Genomic DNA, 23,535 nt, shown 5'->3' with positions numbered 1-23,535 from the left:
ATCTGACAAGTCAAGCGACAAGCAGTCACCCATGAGTGGATGCTCTGGGTCAATAGAATCAAGACATTGTCGATCGCAACGAGAGCGGTGAAAGAAATGGCACGTTCGATGAGAGGCTGGATCATTGTCGGCATTGGCTTTGCCATCGCTGTTGGCGGTTACTATGCGTGGAAACGCTATCAGAACCCCGGCTTGCCGGACGGGATTGTTGGAGGAAACGGGCGGATTGAGGCGACCGAGATCGATGTTTCGGCCAAGACTGCCGGGCGGATCAAGGAAATCCTCGTCGATGAGGGGGACTTCATCACTGCTGGGCAGGTTCTGGCGCGCATCGATACCGCGCAGCTTGAAGCGCAGCGCCGGCAGGCCGAGGCCCAGCTTCAGCGCGCAATTGTCAGCGTGGATACGGCGAAAAGCGTTCTCACACAACGCGAGGCTGAACGTGAAACTGCTGCTGCAATCATCGAACAGCGTGAGGCGGAACTGGATGCGGCGGATCGCAAGCTTGCGCGCTCCGAACATCTGATCAAGAGCAACTCTACCTCTCAACAGACGCTTGACGACGACAGGGCATCGGCGCGCGGAGCCCGCGCGGCTGTTTCAGCAGCCAAAGCATCGCTGTCGGCGTCTGAGGCGGCGATCAGCGCCGCCAAGGCGCAGATCATCGATGCCGAAGCGGCTGTCGTCGCACAGCAGGCCGCCATCGAAAGCATCACGGCGGATATCGATGACAGTGTTCTGGTGTCTCCACGGGATGGGCGTGTGCAATACCGCATTTCGCAGCCGGGGGAGGTTTTGGCCTCCGGTGGCCGTGTCCTCAGTCTTGTCGATCTTAGCGATGTTTACATGACTTTCTTTTTGCCGACGTCCGCAGCCGGTCGTGTTCCGATTGGTTCGGATGTCCGCCTTGTGCTTGATGCGGCCCCCGAGCTGGTCATTCCGGCAAAGGCAACTTTCATTGCGGATGTTGCCCAGTTCACGCCGAAAACCGTTGAGACCGAAGAAGAGCGCCAGAAGCTTGTGTTCCGGGTCAAGGCGAAAATCGTGCCGGAGTTGTTGCGCCGTCATATCGAGCACGTGAAAACCGGCCTGCCGGGCATGGCTTATGTCCGGACGCAGCCGGGTGTTGAGTGGCCAGAGAGCCTGACGCAGGGGCTGGCGCAATGACCGACGCATCGCCGGGGAACACGAGCACAAAGCCCGAGGCGTCTCCGGCCGCTCGTTCTCCAGTCGCTCGTCTGGCGGGCGTCACCATCAATTACGGCAAGACCTGTGCGCTTGCTTCTATCGATCTCGATATACCCTCGGGCATTGTCGTTGGGCTTATCGGCCCCGATGGCGTCGGCAAATCCACCCTGTTGAGCCTCGTCGCGGGCGCTCGTCACATTCAGCAGGGTAGGGTTGAGGTACTCGGCGGTGACATGGCCGATTCCGTCCACCGGGACAGGACGTGCCCGCGAATTGCCTATATGCCGCAGGGGCTGGGAAAAAACCTCTATCCAACCCTTTCCGTGGAAGAAAACCTGCAATTCTTTGCACGCCTGTTCGGTCAGGGTGCCGACGAGCGGCGCCAGCGCATCGATCATCTCACGCGTAGCACGGGGCTGCATCCGTTTCTGGATCGGCCGGCGGGCAAACTTTCTGGCGGAATGAAGCAGAAGCTCGGTCTCTGCTGCGCCTTGATCCACGATCCCGACTTTCTGATCCTCGACGAACCGACCACCGGCGTCGACCCGTTGGCGCGCGCGCAGTTCTGGGATCTGGTCGACCAGATCCGCGCCGGCCGGCCCGGTATGAGCGTGATCGTGGCCACCGCCTATATGGACGAGGCGCAACGGTTCGACTGGCTCGTCGCGATGGATGACGGCCATGTTCTGGCAACGGGCACGCCGCAGGAGCTGCTTGAGCGCACGGGAAGCACAAACCTTGAAGATGCCTTCATCCGCCTGCTGCCGGAGGACAAGACGCAAGGCTACGCATCTGTTGAGATTCCGCCGCTGGATGGCGATGAGAATGATATCGCGATAGAGGCGCAGAACCTCACCATGCGGTTTGGTGATTTCACCGCGGTCGACAATGTTTCTTTTCGTATCCGTCGCGGTGAAATCTTCGGTTTTCTCGGCTCCAACGGGTGCGGCAAGTCCACCACCATGAAGATGCTGACCGGCCTTTTGCCCGCCACGGAAGGGCAGGCTTGGCTTTTCGGCAAGGAGGTCGACCCGAAGGATATCGATACCCGCCGCCGCGTGGGATACATGTCGCAGGCGTTTTCGCTCTACAGCGAACTGACGGTTCACCAGAATCTGGTGTTGCATGCGCAGCTCTTCCACGTGCCCGCGGACGAGGTCGATGCACGCGTCAATGAGATGGTCGAGCGCTTTGGCCTTGGGGATGTGCTGGAAAGCCTGCCCGATAGCATTCCGCTTGGCATGCGCCAACGCCTGTCGCTGGCTGTCGCGATGGTGCACAAGCCGGACCTGCTGATTCTGGATGAGCCGACGTCGGGCGTGGACCCGGTTGCGCGTGACGGTTTCTGGCGCTTGCTGGTGGAGCTGTCGCGGCGGGATCGGGTCACCATCTTCATCTCCACCCATTTCATGAACGAGGCGGCGCGCTGCGACCGCATGTCGATGATGCATGCGGGCAAGGTGCTCGATAGTGATGCGCCTGCCAGGCTGGTGGAAAAGCGCGGCGCGGCGAGCCTTGAGGAAGCGTTCATTGGCTATCTGGTCGAAGCTGGCGGTGACACCGCGGCCAGCGACGGGGAAACAGCTGCGGCGCTGCCGGATACGCAGCCCCATTCCGCTGCGGCGCATCGATGGTTCAGTCCGCAGCGCCTGTTGAGCTATTCATGGCGTGAGGCGCTGGAGTTGCAGCGTGACCCGGTGCGCGCGACATTGGCGCTCGCAGGGTCGCTTATCCTGATGTTCGTGATGGGGTTTGGCATCACACTGGATGTCGAGGACTTGCGTTTCGCGGTACTTGACCGTGACCAGAGCAGCCTCAGCCGAAACTACGCGCTTGATCTGGCGGGCTCGCACTATTTCATCGAGCAGCCTCCGATATCCGATTACGATGATCTGGACCGGCGCATGCGCAGCGGCGAACTGGCGCTGGCGGTGGAAATTCCCGCCGGCTTTGGACGTGACCTGATGCGTGGCCGCACGGTCGAGATCGGCGCGTGGATCGACGGTTCCATGCCAACACGCGCGGAAACCGTGCGAGGCTATGTCGAGGGCATTCATCAGCACTGGCTGAACCAGCAGGCGAGCCGGCAGGCGGATGCACCCGCAGTTGCTTACGCCACGATCCAAAGCCGATACCGTTACAATCCGGATATCGAAAGCATCAAGGCCATGGTGCCGGCCGTGATACCCATGCTGTTGCTGATGCTGCCCGCGATGCTGACCGCTCTGTCAGTGGTGCGTGAGAAAGAACTCGGTTCCATCATCAATCTTTACGTCACTCCGGTAACCCGTGCCGAGTTCCTGCTCGGCAAGCAGCTGCCTTATGTGGGACTGGCCATGGTCAACTTTCTCTGCATGAGCCTGCTGGCGGTTACGGTTTTTGGTGTGCCTGTCACCGGCAGTTTTCCGACCCTGTTATTGGCTACTGCGCTGTTCTGCATCATCTCCACGGGCATGGGGCTGCTGGCCTCCACGGTCACCAGCAGCCAGACGGCCGCCATGTTCTTCGCAATGGTCGGCACGCTTCTGCCCGCGGGCCAGTTCGCCGGGCTGACAAATCCGGTCAGCTCACTGGAAGGGGCTGGCCGTATGATCGGCGAAATATACCCCGCGACCTATATGTTCTCGATCAGCCGCGGCGTGTTCAGCAAGGCGTTGACCATGAGCGACCTGCACGGCGCGATCTGGCCATTGGTGATCGCGATACCCGTGATTCTTGGCGCTGCCATCTTGTTTTTGAAGAAGCAGGAGAGCTGATATGCGCAGCCTTATGAACATCCTGCGTTTGGGGCGCAAGGAGCTGTGGAGCCTGGCGCGCGATCCCATGCTGCTGCTGTTGATTGTGTATGTGTTTACGGCCTCGGTCTATACGGCGGCCACGGCCATGCCGGAAACGCTGCACAATGCGCCCATCGGCATTGTCGACGAGGACCAGTCTCCTTTGTCGGCGCGTATCGTTTCGGCTTTCTATCCGCCCTATTTCACGCGTCCGAAAATCATCACCCGGAGTGAAATGGACTCCGGGATGGATAACGGCGAGTTCACCTTCGCTCTCAATATTCCGCCCGATTTTCAGAGTGACGTGCTGGCCGGCAGGCAACCGGAAATTCAGCTCAACATCGACGCCACGCGCATGAGCCAGGCCTTTACGGGCAACGGTTATATTCAGCAGATCGTCATGGACGAAATCAACGAGTTCATGAATCGCAACCGGGCCGCTACAGACCTGCCAGCCAAGCTGTCGCTACGGTCGCGTTTCAATCCCACGCTGGAGCAATCGTGGTTCGGCAGCGTCGCGGAAATCATCAATTCAGTGGCGATGCTCGCGATTATTTTGACTGGCGCTGCGCTTATACGCGAGCGTGAGCACGGCACCATCGAACATCTGCTGGTGATGCCCGTGACGCCGGCTGAAATCATGATCTCAAAGATCCTGTCGATGGGTTTGGTTGTATTGCTGGCTTCCGCGTTGTCGCTTTTCTTCGTCGTCCGAGGTTTGTTGCAGGTGCCGACCCAGGGTTCCATCGTGTTATTCATGGCTGGCGCGGCACTGTGCATATTTGCGATGACGTCTTTCGGCATTTACATGGCGACGCTGGCGCGCAGCATGCCGCAATTCGGGCTGCTATTGATGCTCACCCTGATGCCGCTGCAAATGCTCTCCGGCGGTATGACGCCACGCGAGTCCATGCCGGAATTTGTGCAGGATGTTATGTTGCTGGCGCCGACGACGCATTTCGTCACCATCGGTCAAGCCATCCTTTTTCGCGGCGCAGGGTTGGACGTCGTCTGGACCTCGTTCCTCGCGCTGCTGATCATCGGATGTGTTCTGTTCGCGCTGTCTTTGTCGAGGTTCCGCAAGACCATATCGCAAATGGCTTGAACGCAACGTTGAATCAGCCACGAGTTCCAAGTCGAGCCTGTTAAGCTGGTGACGAACTGTGGTGTGGCTCTGGAGCGGCCCGGAATCTCGACATTGCAGAGGGTTCACTGGCCTGCCGCATTGGATGCATGAACGGATCATAGCACCGACGACAGTCAGAGCCTTTTCAGGAATGCGACCAGTGCCGCCCGTTACTCGGCGTCAAGGTCAAGCGGTTTGATGTGGGGCGAGAGTGCGGCAGCGAACGGATATTGGAGGTCCGCCGCCTCGCGGGCGTTGCGCGCCTGTATGGCGTGTCGATTACAACCCGTATGCTGATGCCGGCGCGGTCACAATCGCGTCGCACCGGGCAAAAGCGATGACTGCTCCTGCACTCACGAGGACATCGTAAATCAAGTCATCCTGAGAGCTCATACGAGGAATGTTCTATGATTATTTGTTCTGTTTCATGTGCCGCGCGTGTGCCACGGAGGAATTTGTACGGAATGGTACGGTTTGGGGGATTGTTTGTAAGTGTTCGGTATTGAACGGAGAATTTGGGATTGGGTGGCAGTGGGGTTATAAACGCAAAAACCCGCCTGTGTGGCGGGTTAAGAGTTTGATATTATTGTGTTTTTTGGTTGCGGGGGCGCGCAACCATCTTTACTTGCGTTATTATTCAAGAGATTATCCCCTCTTGTCGCAGATGCCTACAGCGTCCCGCTGGGGACTGTTTCGCAGTGCTGCGTAGAAGCTATTGCTGTCCAATGTCATCTTTTCGGACATAGCCAGGCTCCCACGGCGCAGACGGTTTGACCACTTCCACCATTTCGGCGACCGGAGTAGCCTGCGCCGACAAGATCTGCACGAAATCGGCAAAGCCTTCGGGGCCCATGCAGATTGGACGATGGCCCATTACGACTTCCTCGGCTGCACGCACGGCAGCGTCACGCACGAAGTCTGCTCGCGACCAGCCGCACAGTGTGGCCGCGTGATCAATCATCGCTGCGTCCGCAACGGGCAGGAGCATTGAGATCGAGTATTCCTCGCGTTCGGTGGTAAAGGTTCCCCTCATCTCTTTATGATCAAAGTAGCGTCTGCGTAGCGCCAAACGCAATACATGCCATCCCGCTTCATCGATAAGGGGCTTTTCTCCTAACCTTATTAGTCTGAGAAAAGCTGCCCCGATCCAGGATCGATTCGTTCCTTCTCATTGCGTGTAGTCCGCCGAATATGCCTCGTTCGAGTTTCTCGCGCATGCCGGTGAAGTTCTGCCAGCAGCGCGCCACTACCGTCCTGTCGCCCCGCGACACCGACCGTTTTCAGACCTATCTGCTCGGCCTCTTGGCCGCGCACATCCCACCACCAAAGGCTGGAGGCGACTATGACTGGATCACAATCGCTGGCACCTGTGGGATCGATCATGCTGGCCTGAAGCGGGCAACTGGGGTTCTTGAACCTGGCCTAGATGCGCTCAGCCGAGAGGTTGCCCGGCAAGGTGGCTCGGCCCGGATAAAGCCGAAGCGTGTCGCGACGCGTCGGACGCCCAACATTGTTTCCAGTACGGCGCCGGCTCTCGTGGATGAAAAGCCTGCTCCGCCGCCGCGCAGGCGCGGCCCTCGCGCCAAACCGATTGTCGCGTTTCCCGAAGATGACGGCAAGCCGTGGACCGATCCCGTGTCCTTCGCTGATGCGCTCGATCTTCATATGCGTCGGCATGGCGACAGTTCGAAACACCTGGCTAAGGCCCTTGCATCTGTCACGAGTCATGTGGACGCGACCACGATCCGGATGTGGAGGCGTGGTCTCAAGGTGCCTCGAGCGGCGCATAGCCTGGAGGTGCTCGATCACATCGCGAAACGCTATCGGCTCACGGTGGGCTATTTTCAGGCGAAGCTTCCCCTCACGAATCGCTGCACCTCGATGGGAATGATTTCCGGCGTCAGCCGCGCCGAGCGGCGGCGGCTCGCCTGGCATCTGCCGGCGGATTTCGACCGCCGTACGCTACGGGAGCGCGAGGAGATCCTCGAATGGGTGCGGAAGGCGGTCATCTCGGGCTCCACCGAATATCGCCGCTTTCAAGCGGCGGCGATGAAGCAGCGTTATTCGATCCGCTTTCCTGGCCTGCTCTGCGAACCCGTGCGTCCGCGCGGTCTCTACCGCCCTTGCCGCGATGACGATAGTGCCTTGCCCGATCCTGACCTAGCGGCGGCCGCCGTCGATACACCGCCTCAGCTTGCGCAAGAGATGGCCGATCTCGTTCGCTTCAAGACCTCGACGCTGACCGCGTTCGGCTATCAACGCAACGGCGTATGGGGCGAGGAAACCGCCTCGCAGAGGATCGAGCATCTGGGCCTGATGTTCGGCGCCCTGGCGGCGGCGCCGAGCGGGGCCGTTCATGGCTTCGGCGTTCCATTGGAATGCCTGACCTTCGGCCTTCTGGTCTTCCCGGTCGTCTGGGATTGGTACATCCAGTGGCGTGAACGCCGGCGCGGTTTCTACACGGCTTGGGAAGTCGACATGCTACGTGTCGCCGTCACTCTGACCCGCGTGGATACGGGCTGGTTGCGCCAAAATCCGCAGTTCGCCGAGCGGATCAGGCCGATCCCTAATCTTGTCACCGAGCGCGACATCGCCACTGTCCGAGCCAACTGGCCCGACGCTTGCGAGCAGATGCACAAGCATGGCCGTTCCCGTGCACGCGAGGTGCAGCGCGTGGCCCGGATCCACCGCGATCCGTTCGAGCCGATCATGGTGGTGCTGGAGGCCGACAGCCCCGTGGGCGAGTACCGGAAGATCACCGAGGAGATCATCCGTCTCATGCCGGACGAGAAGCGCTATTCGCGCGCTGCCGCCGAGACCGTGAGGGCGTTCCTGATGCTCCGGCTCGGCCTGCATCTCGGGCTACGCCAGAAGAATCTGCGCCAGCTTCTCGTTTGTCCTCGCGGACACATTCCGAGCTCGGAACGTCGCCTCACGGAACTGAAGCGCGGCGAACTGCGCTGGAGCGAGCGTGACCACGGCTGGGAGGTATTCATCCCGCGGTTGCGTTCAAGAATGCCAACTCATCCTTCTTCAGCAGCAAGCCATTCCGGCTGATCCTGCCGGATCTCGGTGGGCTCTACCACTATCTCGATGCCTATATCGACCGGCACCGGAGAACGCTGCTCAAGAACGCCGCCGATCCTGGAACGCTGTTCGTGAAGACGGTGAAGCTCACCAGCAAGGACGCGGCCTATTGCCAGAACACCTTCTATGAAGCTTGGCGTCTCGCCATCCAGCGGTACGGCATCCACAACCCCTATACGGGGCGCGGCGCCATCAAGGGTCTTCTGCCGCACGGGCCGCACAATGTCCGCGACGTGCTCGCCACTCATATTCTGAAGCAGACCGGCTCCTATGAGCAGGCGAGCTACGCGATCCAAGACACGCCCGATATGGTGGCCAAGCACTATGGTCGCTTCCTGCCGCAGGATAAGGCAGCGCTTGCCGCGCAAATCCTCAATCGCGTTTGGGAGGCGGCGTAGCGGCATCGCCTCATTGCTTGAAGCAGTGTTCCCGGTCGCGCTTTGCTGGATGCCGAATGTCGAAAGTTGGCCCTTTCCCGACGTCTGGAACATCCGCTTCAGGGCAAACGCTCAGGTCGCGAGCTCTCAGAGAGGCAGCCGAGCCCCAAATTCGCGCGCCAACAGGATCTCCAGTCGGAACAGAAGCATGAGCTGAATGAAAAGCTGCGATGAGCGCGCGAGATAGACCGCGTAGCTCATCGTCCGGACGTCGCCCTGGCCGCCTTTGCCGGAACGATATTCGATGGTGCCCGTCGCTCGGTCGAAAGCCATGCCCCCATGGTGCGAGGCGTTCCGCATCTGGTTATCGAACTCGATGCAGACGGCCGCCATATCCGCGTTTTCGGCAATCGCCTTGCAGCGCCCGGCTTTGTCGCTGTGTTGGTACGCGGCCAAGGTGATGTTGCGAAGCTGATCGAACGGCCGGTCCTCGATCAGGTTGTTGAGTGCCACCAGTACTTCAACGTTGTCGCCGAAGGCCTCGAAGAGGTTGCCATAAATCATGCGGGTCGCGTCGAAGTTGGTCGACGCTGCAGCGTGGTTTTCGCCGATTTGGATGTTCGTCGTCACGAGGTGGTGAACCCGCGAGAATTCCGTAAACGCGTTCAGATAGGCCTTGCATGCCTCGAAGTAGCGCCGAGCGTGCGCGGCGCTCATCAGTTTTCCGTAGTGCGCAACGAAGCGCCCGAAGTCGTCTTTGCCCTTGGCGATTTTCAGCGGCTGGAAGAGCCGCTCGAAGAGTTGCTCAAAATGCGGCTGTGTCAGAATTCCGGCGAATTGGAATACCCAATCCTCCAGCGTCTCAGGTGGTTCGAGATAGCCAGCGTTGGGGATGAATCCGGCGAGGCGCTTGCCGGCAAGATCGTACTTTTCGTTTCGACTTAACGACCATGCCGCGCGAAGATGCTCCCATTCCTCGGTGATGGGCGCGGGGCGCATTTGGTCGGCCGCGAGCTTGGGCAGATCGTGAGGGAGTCCGGCCTTTTCCCGCGCATCTTTGAGGGCCCGGATCATGTCCCTCCCGAAATCTATGCTCGGAAAGGCGTCAGCGCTTCCGAGCTCTTCCTTCGCGAAGACGAATGACGGATGGAGGTTCACGACTGCGGCAGAGTCGTCCGACTCGATTTTCTTGGCGTTTGGCCCGAAGGTCATGCCAACGCCCGTCTCAAGGCGGATGCCCATCTCAAGGCCGCAGCCCGTGCAGGAAAACTGGTGAGCTTCGACGGGCTCATGTCCGATGCCGATGCGCAGCATATGCGGCGATTCGCACTCGGTGCAGGCTGCATACTCCCTGATGATCATCCACGAGGCCCCAAGGCTGGTGCCGATCCGGCTTTGTCCAGCCATAGCCTCTACTGCCAGATATGACCAGTTTACGCAGAGGCCGTGGCTGATGCCCGCCAAGCTCCTAGGCATGGGTCGCATCGGCAATTTTCAACCAGGCGTTGAGGTTCTTCGTTGAAGCGAATCACGTTCTCAGGGTACAAATCGCGGGTTGTTTTGCGACAATTCAAGCGCCCGCTACTGGCGGTTGAAGCACGAGTATGAGAGGCCTGACTTGATGCCTGCCGTCGACGGCTACGTCGTCCTTCAACAGCCGCCGGCCAAGGGGAGCACAGCGCTGGTTTTTCCAGCGGTTGACGTGCGAGACGGCAGTAAGGTTGCGATTAAGCTGCTGGATACGTCCGTTCAGCCATCGACCTTTATTGACGAGGCGTTTCGACGTGAAACGCTGGCGTTGGGCGAGTTGCTGCACCCCAACATTGTGCGGATGCTCGGGTCCGGCGTCACGGCCGCCTCTGAGAAATACATCGTTTTGGAGTGGATGGCTTCGGATCTGGTGGCCTGGAAATCGAAGACGAACTCGTTCTATTGGCCGGACTATTGGGATGAGATCGGGCGTCCGCTGTCGGAGGCAACGGCGGCAGCTCACGCTAAGAATATTGTTCATCGAGATATCGCTCCACGCAACATCCTTTTCGATGGAGCGGGCGTTCCAAAAATTGCTGATTTCGGCATCTCTAAGCTACGACGGTTCCTGCGCTCCGAGCAAACTGTTCGCCAGTTTGTCAGTCCGCCCTTTACTCCGAAAGAAGTAGACGACGGTTCGGGGAGCTTCACCCGAGACGTCTTTGCATTGGCGACCACGTTCTTGTGGTGTGCTTCACCGATGCCGCTTACGACCTACGAGGAAGTCGGTGCTTTTGCATCCACCTCAGACATGTTCGAGCCAGAGATTCGTCAAGCAATTCTGGCCGCTTTGGCAGACGACCCCGATGAGAGACCGGCGACAGCGGAAGAATTGCTCCGCATGCTCACTCCTCGCCGGTCGGCCCGCAAGCCAGCAAAAGCTCTCCTAACCTGCCAGTTGGAGCTAGCGGCCACCAAATTCGATTCGATTGCGCGCACATTCGGTCTCGCCGAACGGTCGGCGGTTGAAGAGGCTGTTCTTGAAGATCTGAGCACCATTTGCGGGCTCAAGCTCATGCCGAGCTTGGACAGTCAGACCGGGTCGATCGATCCTTCGACCAACCTTCTGCTGCTTGGACTGAGCAATAGCTATCATGCGAAGGTGGAGGCGAGGGGCCAAGATCGCCTCGTGCTCCTTGGCGCGCGTCAACTTCCCCATGGCTTGATGGAGCGGCAACGTGAGACGGCGCTGGTGTTGCCAATATCTTTTCGTTTCGCTTCGCTAGGGCAGCGGGCGGATCGGCAGGGAATTGCCGATCTCCAGTTGCTGATCCGAAACCACATTGCAGAACTTGAGGACAACGCTGGAGCGGATGCCGGCAGGCGACTGTTCGACGCGTGGACTCGCATTTTGCAGGCCAAACAGGATGTTGAAGCGGCCCGGGAGCGGCCTATCCGGTATAATGACTACGCCGTCGATGGGAGTGGACGGCGCGTCATTTTTCACCATGTCGGGCCAGTTCCGCCAAATGTGCTGGAGGAACCGCGGCAGGTTCGGCTTGACGACGGCTCGTTGCTGACGGGACACCTCGAAACCATCGATGATCGCCGAGCGACATTCCTCGTCAGCGCTGGCGACACGGAACGGCTGCGGCGCGTCGGCGAGATCGTGTTCAGCGTTGGCGCAACAAGCGAGTCGCTGCGAAGGCAGCAGCGGGCGCTCGATGCGTTTCAACAAAGAGCCGTGAACCCTGTACGTTTGGCTGACATTTTGATCGATCCCGGCTCAGCTACTGTCCCGGAACCTGTTGAGGTCCCGTTTTTCTTTCACGATAGAGCCGACCCCGATAAGCTGCTGGATGGGGACAAAAGAGCGGCCGTACAGGCAGCGCTCGGAACGTCCGAAGTGATGCTGCTGCGCGGCCCCCCGGGAACGGGGAAAACAACCTTTATCGCCGAACTCATTCTCCAGACGATCGCGCGCAAACCGGACGCGCGTATCCTCATGACCTCCCAGACTAACGTGGCCGTCGATAACGCCATCGAGCGCCTCGCCGAACTGCGGTCTGTCGCTCCGCGTTCTTTGGAGGTCGTGCGGCTTGGAACCAGTGACGAGCGGATTGCAGCGTCCGTCGGGGAGTTTCGGCTCGGGCGCCGACTCGAAGTATGGACCTCGGAAGTGAAAGCACGGGTCGACGAGTTCGCCCGCGCGCAGGCCCACAGCCTGGGTATCGATCACCGCAACGTTGTCATCGGGGTCTCGCTGGAGCAGCTTCACGCGTCCCAGTTGCTACTGAGAAAAATTTCGATCGACGTGGCGGCGCTAGAAGCAAGCCTCAAGCGCGATGGGCAGCCTGAAGCAGACGTAGCTGATGCGCTCGTTGATCTCGACATCGCCGGCAGCGCTAACCAAAGGAGACTCGATCTCTCGCGCCTTCAGGAAGCCCGTAGAAGTGCTCGCGACGAGCAGAACAGTATAAAGAGCCAATTGACCGCTTTAGGCGGCGAGTGCGAAGAGCTCGCGCTTATGGAAGGCAGGGAGCTAGAGGGCTTCATAGCCGACTACCTTGGGGACTCGGAGGAGGCGCGTCGACTCAAGGACCTGATTGCACTAGGTGCTGACTGGACGGCGCGTTTTGGTAGGCAGGACCACTTCGAAGGGCCGTTTCTTTCAATGGCGGACGTCGTAGCGGGGACCTGCGTCGGCATCGCTGGTCCGCGTGCGGCCAGCGATTACGACCTCTGCATCGTTGACGAAGCTTCGAAGGCAACGCCAACCGAAGTCCTTGTGCCGTTAGCCCGCGCCAAGCGCTGGCTACTCGTCGGCGATAGCAAGCAGTTGCCCCCGTTCCAGGACGAGGCTCTGAGGTCCAGGGAACTATTGGATCGCTATGATCTCCGACGCGAGGAGGTTGCAGAATCTCTGTTCACCTACATGGAACGCCGTCTCCCGCAAGCATGCGTGTGGAATCTGAGCATTCAGCACCGCATGATCCAGCCGATCAACGACCTCATCGAAAGCTGCTTCTACGAAGATCAGGCGTTAGAATGCGCGCGAAGCGATAGAGGGTACAATTTCGAGCCCAATCTGCCGCGGCCCGTCACTTGGCTCGACACATCGCGCCACCCGCGACGCTCGGAAGATGAAAGCGACGATGCAGTCTCAAACCGCCTTGAGTGCGAGATCATTCGGGACCGCTTAAAGGAAATAAACCGCAGGGTCAGTCGGGATAAGAAACGAGCGGACAAACCGCGTCTGAAAGTGGCGGTGTTAACAGGCTATGCGGGTCAAAGGAGCCTCTTGGAGCGCACCCTTAATCCTCGCTCGCCAAAATGGTCTCATATCGAGATTATTCTCAACACTGTCGATGCGTTCCAGGGACGGCAAGCTGACCTGGCAGTCTACTCCGTCACTCGATCAAATCCTGACGGCAATTTAGGATTCCTGTCAGAATTTCCGCGCCTGAATGTAGCGCTTTCTCGCGGGCGCGATGGGCTGTTGATCGTTGGCGATCAGAAGTTCTGTAGAGAAATTAAGGGGGATAATCCGTTCAGAAAAGTAATTAATCGAATTAATAATAATCCAGATTGTACTACGGTCGAGATTCGAGAATGACTCCAGAAGAAACTGCTCGGTATCACGCGGACAGGCCGGGCTTTGATCTGCTTGATTTCGCCGAGGTGGGGCTGCCTGTCTATAAAGTCTATATCGTGGCATCTCTGTTGCTGCACACGCCGCTCCCGCCAATCTACGAGTTCGTGCTGCGTTGCGTGCGCTTGGAGCTTGACACTCCAAGCCAGATTTCGGCTTGCCTCGGCATTCCGGCCCGCATGGTCGAGGAGGTATTGCGTTCGCTCCATGCCGCTGAGGAGTTAACTCTTTTACCGCGGCCTCAAAGTGACGAGCTATGCTTTGCTCTGACCCGTCGAGGCAAGCGGACCGTTGAGTCTCTTGAGCAGATTCTCCCTGAGCAGCAAACGCTGCCCATCTATTTCGATGGGCTGACGCGTAAGCCGATCGCCCCTCCCACGACGCAGCTTCTTGCGGGTCGGCGAGCTGCAGATTTGGGCTTGAAGGAAATTCCTGCGCTTCCGGCAATGCGCATCGAGGTTGAAGACATCGATGTGACCGCAGCGGCGCGTCTGTTTAGAAGCGAACGCACGAGCGAGCCTCGTCGCGACTTATTATCAATCAAGTCGATTGATCGGCGGCTTCGCCTTCATTTGCCGGCCACGGCTTTGGTCTACCGATCAAAGGGCGGCGACGAGATCGAGCTGCTGTTTGCAGACCAAACCAAGCTGCTGGACGAGCACACCCAAGCTTTCGCACTGGCAGAAGGACCGAAGAAAACTCGGTTGCTCGCGGAGCTCTCGAAGAGCGAACTCCTCGGCGCCAATTCGTTCGCAAGACGAGTCGCCAAATTGGAACGACGCTCGACGCCCGAGCAGCCTCAATCAGGCCGCCGCCGTCTTTCGCTGCCTGGCACGATCTTGTCCGAACCGCCGGCCGACACCTTGACGGTACTCGGCCCGCTCGATCACGCTCCCCTTTTGCGCGAAGCAATAGCAACGGCTCGCGAAACACTGATAATCATCTGCCCTTGGATCACGACCCAGGTTATCGATGCGCCAATGCTTAACGCAATTGAGGCGATGCTGAAGGTCCCAGTGACCTTCTATCTGGGCTATGGTTTTGACGATGACAGCAAGAGCGTAAAGACAGTCCCCCCAAGTCTTGCAGAACTCGCGACCAGGTACCCGAATTTTCAACTCTTGCGGATTGGCGACACCCACGAGAAGGTGCTCATTAAGGACATGGACTTTGCAGTTCTTACCAGCTTCAACTGGCTTTCGTTCAGGGGGGATCCGAACCGCCCGCTGCGCCGAGAGCGCGGCGTCAAAATCACGGATCCGACATTTGTCGAAAACGAGTTCAAATCGATGGTGGCGCGGTTCGTGCTGAAGCCTCCAAAGCCCTCACGGTCAGTACGCACGCGCTCTAAGCAGTGAACCCCATCGGCGTCTGCTCTGCGCAGCACAGCCCCAGAAAGGGGCATCACCGACGAGGTGCCGGAATTTTGGGGCTGGCCGAGTTTTCTGTCAACCTCCAACATGGAGACGCAAATTGACGATACCCGATCGGCAAAACCTAACTGCCTTGTTTGCCTACGGGCTTGGCGTTCAACCGACGAGGGCGCAGATCGAACTATTTGAGGCGGATCTGTCGAGATCGAGCTTAGAGTTAATTTATGATTCTCTTCGGGAAATCAGAGGGTCCGGAATTCGCGGCCAGACAGGCCTTGATCTCAGATCGGTAGTTTTTGCAGTTTACGCACGAAAGCTTGCAGAAATTTCGAGATTATTTCCCATATTCTTTGTCTTTGAATCGAGCTTTCGAGCATTCGTCGCCGGCCGCCTAGCAGCGATCTACGGTGCTGATGATTGGTGGCGGCCTATCGATCGAGCGGTTCGCAATTCGTCTGATCCTCTGCTGTTGCGGACCCTTAACGGTCAACCGGTCGCGAGAAGCACCCTGCGCACCGTTAGCCGCGTTTTATGCAGCGTTCGCGATGCAGGTGCTCCTTCGCCGAATACTGGCTACGATGTAATTTCTTCAGGAACCATGGCAACTGTAGGCAGTTTAATTGAGCAGCACTGGGGCGACATGATCGACTCCTTTCACTCCGGGCATATGTACCGGCCACATGGTCGCCTAACTAAAACAGAATTCGGAGAACTATTCAAACGAGTTCGATTAGCTCGAAACGAAGCTTATCATCACCGCTCGGTTCCCGCCCAAGCACGAGTCGTAGAGATCGCTGAAGAATTGCTTGATTTTCTTGATGTCCATCTTGAACATTCTTGCCGCAATGTAAACGCGGCGCGCCTCACGCCTCTGCGCTTCAAGGTCCAGAAAGAGCCTAGGCATGCGTGATCAGCAACGTTCAACGGATGGGGTTCAGGGCTCGGTGACAGGGGGTCAAAGCTAGGTCATAGATGCAAATCGCGGGGCCGGCTGACGAAGTGTGGGAGCAGTTGTCCGCCGGATCGGGCGAAGGGCAGATAGCCGAGGTCGTTGGGGGACGATGAAATTCGATGCACGCAAGATGGTCGGAGAGCCAGCCATTTCGACAACATGAGGCACTGCTAAGCGGGTTGATCCGCACGGGTGCGGCGGCGCCGAGCCCGGGAACTGCGCTCGGAATTTAGCTGACTGCGCAGCCATCATGAAGCCCTGATTGGACGTTCGCTCTCGGGCAGGAGCTCAATGGCGGCTACTGGAACCAGGGGCCTGTCGCCCCATTACTCGGCCCTAGCCGCATTTAGGACGACCCGGAATTTGGCGTCCGTGGTCTTCTTCAAGAAGAGTTCCGTCGTCGCCGGCAGCTGGAGAATGGGAACAGTCACGGTATCGGCGTGGGCGCCTGGCTGCACGAGGATGACCTCGAACTCGACGCGCGATTTGCGAGCCTTCTCCTTGAAATACGAGAGTTCGCGCTGCCAGCCCTTGAGGAAACGGGTGTGCTCTGTCACCGTCCATTGCGCCTCGCGCCGCTTGAGATCCCTGACGAGGCGTTCGATTCCCCGGTGCTTTTTAGTGATGCACTTCTGAGCCTGGCCGCAGAGGAAGTAGAAGTTATCAATGAGGGCGGAGATGCGGCCGCCGATGGCACCTTTGCAGTGGACCAGCGTTAACTTGATGGTGTTCTCATCGACGTCCTTCAGGCACACGAGGTCGCCGGCCTCAGCCATACCGTCATCGTTGAAAACCAGGTCGTACTCGTCACGCACATGCTGGAAGGCGCGGTACTGGATGGTCGCCGTGTCACCGGCCTTGCCAATCAACTCCTTGTTGAGCGGCACGCCCTTGAAGTCCCAGGCCTCCAACTGGTCCTTGGGATAGGCACCCGCCTCAAGGTTCGTCGGGATGTGATAGCAATTGTACGAGTGCGTGCCGTCCGCGTAGCGGATAACGACCGGATCGCGCTGGAGGTAGACTTCCAGCGGTTCAGCTTCTCTGGTCACGCGCTTGAACATAACGGCAGGACCGGATTTGCGCTCATAGGCGTACCCACCGGGAAGGCTCTCCGAAATTTTGAGCTGATAGATTGTCTGCGCATCCTCGGCTCCGAAGCTGATGTTGATCGTGCCGCCAGCCTCGATCGAGTCGATGCCGACATCGACCTCGTAAAGCAGCTTCTCGGTCCCGCCGAAGAAGATGGATTGCCTTTCGCTTTGGTTCTGCTGTGCCTGCTCGCCCCATTCGGCAGAAATAGCATGGGACGCGTGGGGAGCCGTCAGCTTGATAGGCTTAAGGAAGCCTTTGATGATGTTCTTCACGTCGTCGTCGGACGTGACCTTGTCCCAAGTCGACTTCGTCCAGGCCACCCAATCAGCGACCGAACCCGACTTGCGCTGCTGCCACACCTTGCCCCGACGTTTGGCACCGCCCCAAAGGACGCGGTCGCCATCGTCGTACCCGACACAGGCAATATTGTTGAGCTCGGCTTCGGACTTGTCGATGTGCCCCAGGCCTTCGGTGACGTTCGTCCCGAAGTAGGTCGTGAAGCTGATCGCGCCAACGCGGCGTGAACCGAGATTCTTCACGAGCGGCAGCTCCACGCCGTTCAGAATGTTGAAGATGGCGTCGCCGCTGAAAAGCTCGACGCCATCGCCAGCGACCGCCTTCGCCATTCGCTCGGTGCGCATCCGGTCGTAGTCGCCGGCGTAGATGGACAGCACGTCTTCAGCCTCGTCCCAACGGACGATGACGAAGTCGTAGAGGGTGTTCACGACGTTCTGGTAATCGCCCCAATTGACCTCTTCGGTCTGTGCGACAACCGCCACCAGGAGTTTGTCCTTGTCGTCGAGAGCATACCAAGTCTCGGCACCGGCCGGCAGGACGCCGGCGTATTCGAGCGGCGTCCAGTTTTTGCACTTCGTCCTATAGAACTGGGTCGAGATAGCCGGGCGGAGATTCCAGAGCGAGAGCTCCGCAGCGAGCGTGCCGTTCTGCTTTAGTTGTTCGATGACGTTCTGCAGCCGGAGCTCGTCGTCAATGCGCTCCTCGCTAAGACGGCGGATCAGTAGGCCCCAATCCGCGCCCTCGGCGTATAGCGTGGCGAGCTTCTTCTCGGCCTCAGGGTCAGCGATATTCGTGACCACGGTCGCTTCACCTACGTCCTCAGGGCCTTTGCGCGTGAAGCGGCCGATGAATTGGAGCGTGATGGCGAGAGACTTGTGCGTATCATGTAGCGCCGCGAGCTTAAGCTGCGCGAAGTCGAAACCTTCCCCGAGCATGTTGACGCAAATGACGATGCGCGAGCCCGTACTCTTGCGGTCGCGGAGCGCCGCCAACGCCGCGCGGTTCTGGCTGTCCGGCCGGTCGGAATAAACCGTCACCGGCACGAATTCGGGGCCGAGCCGTTCGTAAATCTCGGCGAGAGCGTCGGCGCGCGCCTGCGTTTCGGTGCGCGCCATCAAGATGTGGTCGAGCTTCCGCTCATTGACGTCCCGACGCAGGGCCTCGACAGCCGCGCGCGCGACGACCTCGTCGCGCGCCTCCTGGTCGCCATACTCCTCGACCGTCCTGAGGTTGATCTTCATGTAATAGCCGGCGCGCTGGGCGTCCCCGAGTTTGTAGTTGAAGATGATCTTGCCATCTACGCGCTGGTCGTACCGGCGGAACGGCGTCGCAGTGAACTGGATGACTTTCCCGCCGCTGAATCGATCGCGGACCGAACGCCAGGTCCGAGCGGTGATGTGGTGCGCCTCATCGACGAAGAGATGCGAGCATCCGGAGGTGAGCTCCGCAACGGCGTCGGCGTCGGACGCCTCCAGTGAATTCGGCAGCGCGATGATGATGTTCGCATTTTTCAGAAGCTCTTCGGCCTCGTCGACGCTGCGGATGCCGCCCGAGATGAGCGCCACTCTCGGTCCCGATAATTCGCCTGGAATCGCCTGCGCCGCGGGCAGGTAGCCGAGGGTTGCGAACTTCTCCTCGATCTGATCACGAAGGGGCACGCCCGACACCAGCACGAGTGTGCGTGCGGGACGCAGGTAGACTTGGGCGGCAAGCATGGTTTCGGTCTTGCCGGTGCCCGTTGGCAGGACGACCGTCGCTGGCTCGTACTTGTCACCCACCGCGAAGTGCGCTGCGATGGCATGGAGGGCGCCGATCTGCGGAAGACGTAGCCCTGGCTCGTCACTCTGACCTTCTAAGCGAAAACTGAATTGGTTCTCCCAAGTAGCCAGAAGCTTCTCCGGCGTGTCGACGCGCTGGGTGAGCGGTTCGACCACATCCCATTGCAAGGTCAGTGTCTCGGGAAGGGCTTCATCACGTGCTAGATTGGCCGTTAGCGCCGGCAGATCCATCATGCGGCGCTTAGCGCCTTTGCGGCGGATATGAAGCTGGCCGTAAGGCGGTTTAAGTTCTGTCTTGATTAGATCGTGACCCGGCGTGTCGTTAAGGAAGATGCGAGCGCGAGTTGTGGCCCCGCGGAACACGAGCTGCCGGACGGCATTGCGGCCGATCTTTACCCGAAGTCCATGTAGGGGCGGCAGCGTGAGCCTCCCCTTCCAGTCCTCGAACAAGCTCATTAATCCCCCAGGCGGTCTGGCAGCTATTTCGTGTGCCGCTCATTGTTATGACTGCGAAAATCTAGACGCCTAGGGTCTATGCATCGACCTATACGAGAGATGGAGAAGGCTCTGCTGCCGGCTCTCCGTGGCGTCGTTTCGGGCCGATTTCGCGAGCGTCTAATCATGCCGTCGCGCAGCGGCGCGTCAGACCGTTGGGCTCTGAAAGTCCGCTTTGCGGTAGGGCCTTAAAGTCCGGCTCTGGCGCTGCGCGGAGGTGGAGTTCTGTAGATCTGAACGTGCGGCTTCGGGCAGCTCGGCCATTAATCCGGCCCCTCGACCGAGTGTCAGCGATTGTTGGGCTTGGATCGAGCGATAGCGCCCCTCCCGTCATGTCCCGAACACCAAGTTCCGCGATTAAATTGAGAGCACAGGATCGTGGCCACGGTGGTCGTCGCCTTCGTGCTGGTCTTCTTCATCAGGCTGATCGCGCTGATCTGGCCATAGACTTTCGTCTGACGCCACCTGTCGCCGACGCAATTTTCTGCGAAGACGAGAGCCTACGCCCTGCAACTTCCTGTCTTCTGGCAGCTCGTTTCTGAACCGCGCCGGAACAGGCGGCTCATGACGAAAAAATAATGATTCCCGCCGGGTCTGGCGCGGTTTTCCCCGTCGATCTTACATCGATCCCGCGACGGCATGCGCTGTTGCATCTCGGGGAGAGAGGTCGATGGAAGGGGTTGGTTCGGCGTTCGACGAGATCGTCACGCTGCGGCAGGCCAAGCAGCTCATCCGGTGCATGGCGCATGAGCAGAGCTTCCTGCTGCTCTCTCCGCCCGGCCTCGGCAAGTCCGAGCTGGTCTACGAGGCGGCGCGCGAGGCCGGGCTGCCCTGCCGCTCGCTGCTCGGCACCCAGATCGCGCCTGAGGATGTCAGCGGCATTCCGCGCATCGTCGGCGAGCGCTCGGTCTTCTGCCCGCCGCGCGTGCTCCTGCCGGAGAGGCCGGAGCCCTTCTGCCTCTTCCTCGACGAATTGCCGGCCTGCGCGCCCGACGTGCAGAAGGCGTTCTATTCGCTGCTGCTGGAGCGGCGCCTCGGCGAGCATGCCCTGCCGAAGGGCACTTGGGTCGTCGCCGCCGGCAACCGGCTCCAGGACCGGGCGCTATCCGGGCGATGAGCTCGGCGCTGGTCAACCGCGTCACCATCCTGCAATTGCGGGTCGATGCCGGCGAATGGCTCGCCTGGGCTGAGCGCGCAGGGATCCGGCCTGAGATCCGCAGCTTCGTCTCGACCATTCCCGATGCGCTGATGCGGCCGGTCCCGGCCGATCCGGTACCGTTCTCGACGCCGCGCGCCCGGGCGTTGCTTTCGCGCGCGCTCGATCTCGCCCAGCGCTCGGGCCTGCTTACCAACGAGAACCGCCGGGCGCTCGCCTTCGGCCGGCTCTCGCCCGAGGATGTGGTCGTGTTCTGCGCGCTGGCCGAGGATGCGATCGGCGCCCTGCACCCGCTCGACGACTATCTGCGGCGGCCCGAACTGCTGCCCAAGGGCGATTCCGCCCGCTAGTTCGTGCTCGACTGCATCCGCCAGCATGTCCGCGACGGCAAGGCGGCGGGCCTGAAGCCGCAGGCCGTCAACCGTTTCCTGCGCGCGCTCTCGCATGAGCACCAGCTTCTCGTCCTCACCGACATGGTCGGGATCTGGGGCGCGCTCGGGGCCGAGCCGGCGATGCTGGCGCTCCTGCGCAAGGTCGCGGCTGCATGAGCACGGCGCCCGGAACCCGCTCCGATCACAGGGAGATCCGGGCGCGGATCCTGAACGGACTGAGGCTCGTCACGGCCCCGTTCCCGCATCTTAGCGGACTCGCCGCCGCGGTCCGGCTCGAGATCGACGAGCGCGTGTCGACCATGGGTGTCTTCGCCTCCGGCCGGCTGCCGGCCAATCCGGCCTTCAGCGCCCGGCTCTCGACCGAGGACCTCGTCTTCGTCCTCGCCCACGAGCTGCTGCATCTGGCGCTGCGCACCCATGACCGGGCGCGCAGCAGCGCGACGCTCGAATTCAACTACGCCCATGACTACATCATCAACGACATGCTGCGCCATGCACTGGGACTGACCGCAATCCCGGCCGGCGGGCTCGACATGCAAGGCGCCCGGCTGAAATCGGCCGAGGAGATCGTCCTCGAGATGCGCCGCAACGGCACCTCCATGCAGACCCGAACCCAGGTCTGGGAGGGCCCGTCACGGTCGAGCAGGTGCTGGGCGCGGCGCGGCAGGCGCCCGCCGGCAGCACGGGCGATGCACTCGACGCCGCGCGCGAGCGCGCGATCCGGGACCTTGCGGCGAAGGGCATGATCCTCGCCAAGGCGATGGGCGCGCTCAGGGGGCAGGGCACCGGCAGCGGCTCGCAGCAGCGCCATGTCCGGCCCGATCGCGGCCTCTCGCGCACGCCCTGGCAGATCGCGCTGCAAGCCTGGCTCGAAGGCGCGGCGCCCGGCGAGCGGACCTACCAGCGCGCCTCGCGCCGCGGCGCCGGCCATGGCGAGGTCGTGATGCCCGGGCGCAAGCGCCATTCCTGGCGGCTCAGCGTGATCCTCGACACAAGCGCCTCGATGAGCGACGAGGTGCCGCGGGCGCTTGGTGCCATCGCCGATTTCTGCGACATGGCCGGGGTCGACGAGATCCGGGTGATCCAGTGCGACACCACGGTGACCTCCGGCGAGACGCTCTCGCCCTCGGCGCTCGCCGGATACGGGATCAGCGGCTATGGCCGCGCTTGCCGAGGATGCGCGCATCACCGCGGCGGTGATATCACCGACGGCGAGATCGACTATCCGCAGGAGCCGCCGCCCTATGCGGTGCTGTGGGCGCTGCCGAAAGCCTCGCCCTCGTTCCAGCCGCCTTATGGCCGCGTCGTCACGCTCGAAACGGGAGCCTCGTCATGAAGGTCGTGCAGGAGCTCGTCGCCTATTTCGACCAGCGCGGGAAGCTCTCGCGCCGGCAGCTCAGGAAGCTGCTCGAGCAGAATTGCGTCGCCTCCGACGCACCGGCCAACATGCACGGTCTCTGCGAGAGCGTCGGCGCGACCTACTACTTCCGCGTCACCGGCGTCACCGAAGGCCAACTCTGGGGCACCGACATCTATAGCAGCGATTCGATCATCGGCGCCGCGGCGGTCCATGCCGGGCTCCTGAAGCCGGGCGAGACGAAGGTCCTCAGGGTCACTGTAGTGACGCCGCCGGAAAGCTTCCCGGCCACGACGCGCAACGGCGTCACCAGCACCGAATACGGGAAGTACCAATACGCCTGGACGTTGTCGGCGATCTGAGCGCCTTCCCGCGCCATCATGCAGCTGCGATGATACTCCCGATAGATCGTCCAGGCCGCCCCGCCGTGGCGATGCCGGTGCGCAATTGCAGATAATGCAGTACCCCGCAGGCCTACGAACTGCAAGGCGATAGTGCGCAAGCCCAATGTCCGCTGCCGGCGCGGAGCGGAAACAGCTCTCTGCCAGCGGGCCGCAGGAAAATCCCTACTAGACGTCCGGCATCGCACTCCGATTAGCACTACGGCTGCTCCGAAACGTCGTGGTTCCTTCCATCCGATTGGAGTGGCCGGAAACGAGGCCGTCGGCTTTTTGGCTAACGCCTCGAGCTTTCGGATAAGATCGGCCCGACTTGGCGGTAGCGGCTTTCCTCACCGCATAATGGTTGCAGGGGGGCAAGCCACCTGATTTGAACCTGCGATGCTAAGTGATTGATTTTGCTGGATCGCAATGAGTCATAAAAAACAAGACCTCAGCAACTCATTGAGTTTGCTGGGGCCTTTGGTTCGAACTGGTTGCGGGGGCAGGATTTGAACCTGCGGCCTTCAGGTTATGAGCCTGACGAGCTACCGGGCTGCTCCACCCCGCGTTATTATGTTGGGTGGTT

Annotated in this window: 15 protein-coding genes, 1 tRNA gene and 1 pseudogene; 13 read left to right on the top strand and 4 right to left on the bottom strand. The window is 60.2% G+C overall.

The annotated features are described in order from the left end of the window. Window positions 1-96: 96 nt before the first annotated feature. The 3 genes from FHS81_RS13185 to FHS81_RS13175 are packed head-to-tail and all read left to right on the top strand — an operon-like array spanning window position 97 to window position 5,070. Window positions 97-1,167 (top strand): HlyD family secretion protein, encoded by a 1,071-nt coding sequence (locus FHS81_RS13185; protein ID WP_183753696.1) that lies wholly within the window; start codon window positions 97-99, stop codon window positions 1,165-1,167. Then, on the top strand, window positions 1,164-3,944 hold the full coding sequence (gene rbbA / locus FHS81_RS13180; RefSeq protein WP_183753694.1) for a ribosome-associated ATPase/putative transporter RbbA: 2,781 nt from the start codon (window positions 1,164-1,166) through the stop codon (window positions 3,942-3,944). Before FHS81_RS13185 ends, rbbA begins: the two co-directional genes overlap by 4 nt. 1 nt (window position 3,945) lies before the next feature. Further along, entirely contained in the window at window positions 3,946-5,070 is a 1,125-nt protein-coding gene (locus tag FHS81_RS13175; protein WP_183753692.1) for an ABC transporter permease, read from the top strand. 733 nt (window positions 5,071-5,803) lie between these two features. Here FHS81_RS13175 and FHS81_RS13170 read toward each other — a convergent pair. Beyond that, on the bottom strand, window positions 5,804-6,160 hold the full coding sequence (locus FHS81_RS13170; RefSeq protein WP_428982454.1) for a type II toxin-antitoxin system TacA family antitoxin: 357 nt from the start codon (window positions 6,158-6,160) through the stop codon (window positions 5,804-5,806). Between the two features lie 146 nt (window positions 6,161-6,306). Here FHS81_RS13170 and FHS81_RS13165 point away from each other — a divergent pair. Beyond that, window positions 6,307-8,576, top strand: a pseudogene (locus FHS81_RS13165) (hypothetical protein). Between the two features lie 126 nt (window positions 8,577-8,702). Here the strand turns inward: FHS81_RS13165 and FHS81_RS13160 are convergent. Next, entirely contained in the window at window positions 8,703-9,962 is a 1,260-nt protein-coding gene (locus FHS81_RS13160; RefSeq protein ID WP_183753690.1) for a hypothetical protein, read from the bottom strand. Window positions 9,963-10,176: 214 nt separating this feature from the next. Here FHS81_RS13160 and FHS81_RS13155 point away from each other — a divergent pair, with 214 nt between their 5' ends. The 3 genes from FHS81_RS13155 to FHS81_RS13145 all read left to right on the top strand — a co-directional run bounded on the left by FHS81_RS13155 (window position 10,177) and on the right by FHS81_RS13145 (window position 15,960). After that, on the top strand, window positions 10,177-13,641 hold the full coding sequence (locus tag FHS81_RS13155) for an AAA domain-containing protein (protein WP_210281690.1): 3,465 nt from the start codon (window positions 10,177-10,179) through the stop codon (window positions 13,639-13,641). Further along, complete coding sequence (locus FHS81_RS13150; protein WP_183753686.1) at window positions 13,638-15,035, top strand: phospholipase D-like domain-containing protein; 1,398 nt, start codon at window positions 13,638-13,640, stop codon at window positions 15,033-15,035. Before FHS81_RS13155 ends, FHS81_RS13150 begins: the two co-directional genes overlap by 4 nt. A 115-nt stretch (window positions 15,036-15,150) precedes the next feature. Next, window positions 15,151-15,960: a hypothetical protein gene (locus FHS81_RS13145; protein ID WP_183753684.1), complete on the top strand. Its 810-nt coding sequence runs from the start codon at window positions 15,151-15,153 to the stop codon at window positions 15,958-15,960. A gap of 368 nt (window positions 15,961-16,328) precedes the next feature. Here FHS81_RS13145 and FHS81_RS13140 read toward each other — a convergent pair whose 3' ends face one another. Beyond that, window positions 16,329-19,625 (bottom strand): DEAD/DEAH box helicase, encoded by a 3,297-nt coding sequence (locus tag FHS81_RS13140; protein WP_183753682.1) that lies wholly within the window; start codon window positions 19,623-19,625, stop codon window positions 16,329-16,331. Window positions 19,626-20,334: 709 nt separating this feature from the next. Between FHS81_RS13140 and FHS81_RS18720 the strand changes: the two genes are divergently transcribed. Genes FHS81_RS18720 through FHS81_RS13120 form a run of 6 tightly spaced genes read left to right on the top strand, consistent with a single transcriptional unit; the run spans window position 20,335 to window position 22,931 of the window. After that, the gene (locus FHS81_RS18720) at window positions 20,335-20,781 is read left to right on the top strand and encodes an AAA family ATPase (protein WP_210281689.1); all 447 of its coding nucleotides are present in this window, start codon (window positions 20,335-20,337) and stop codon (window positions 20,779-20,781) included. Continuing rightward, on the top strand, window positions 20,778-21,170 hold the full coding sequence (locus tag FHS81_RS18715) for a hypothetical protein (protein ID WP_210281688.1): 393 nt from the start codon (window positions 20,778-20,780) through the stop codon (window positions 21,168-21,170). The genes FHS81_RS18720 and FHS81_RS18715 overlap by 4 nt, the downstream gene beginning before the upstream one ends. A gap of 3 nt (window positions 21,171-21,173) precedes the next feature. Continuing rightward, window positions 21,174-21,368 (top strand): hypothetical protein, encoded by a 195-nt coding sequence (locus FHS81_RS18710; protein WP_210281687.1) that lies wholly within the window; start codon window positions 21,174-21,176, stop codon window positions 21,366-21,368. Beyond that, window positions 21,365-21,958, top strand: coding sequence for a DUF2201 family putative metallopeptidase (locus FHS81_RS13130; RefSeq protein ID WP_183753679.1), 594 nt, complete (start codon window positions 21,365-21,367; stop codon window positions 21,956-21,958). Before FHS81_RS18710 ends, FHS81_RS13130 begins: the two co-directional genes overlap by 4 nt. Continuing rightward, window positions 21,955-22,548, top strand: coding sequence for a VWA-like domain-containing protein (locus FHS81_RS13125; RefSeq protein ID WP_183753677.1), 594 nt, complete (start codon window positions 21,955-21,957; stop codon window positions 22,546-22,548). The genes FHS81_RS13130 and FHS81_RS13125 overlap by 4 nt, the downstream gene beginning before the upstream one ends. Then, window positions 22,545-22,931: an LCCL domain-containing protein gene (locus tag FHS81_RS13120; RefSeq protein ID WP_183753675.1), complete on the top strand. Its 387-nt coding sequence runs from the start codon at window positions 22,545-22,547 to the stop codon at window positions 22,929-22,931. The genes FHS81_RS13125 and FHS81_RS13120 overlap by 4 nt, the downstream gene beginning before the upstream one ends. Before the next feature lie 509 nt (window positions 22,932-23,440). On the opposite strand, the gene FHS81_RS13115 is transcribed toward FHS81_RS13120, so the two are convergent. After that, window positions 23,441-23,517 (bottom strand) — tRNA-Met (locus FHS81_RS13115). Window positions 23,518-23,535: the final 18 nt, after the last annotated feature.

Source organism: Pseudochelatococcus contaminans (assembly GCF_014195635.1).
GTDB lineage: Bacteria > Pseudomonadota > Alphaproteobacteria > Rhizobiales > Beijerinckiaceae > Pseudochelatococcus > Pseudochelatococcus contaminans.
This window is presented reverse-complemented; position numbering and strand designations above follow the sequence as displayed.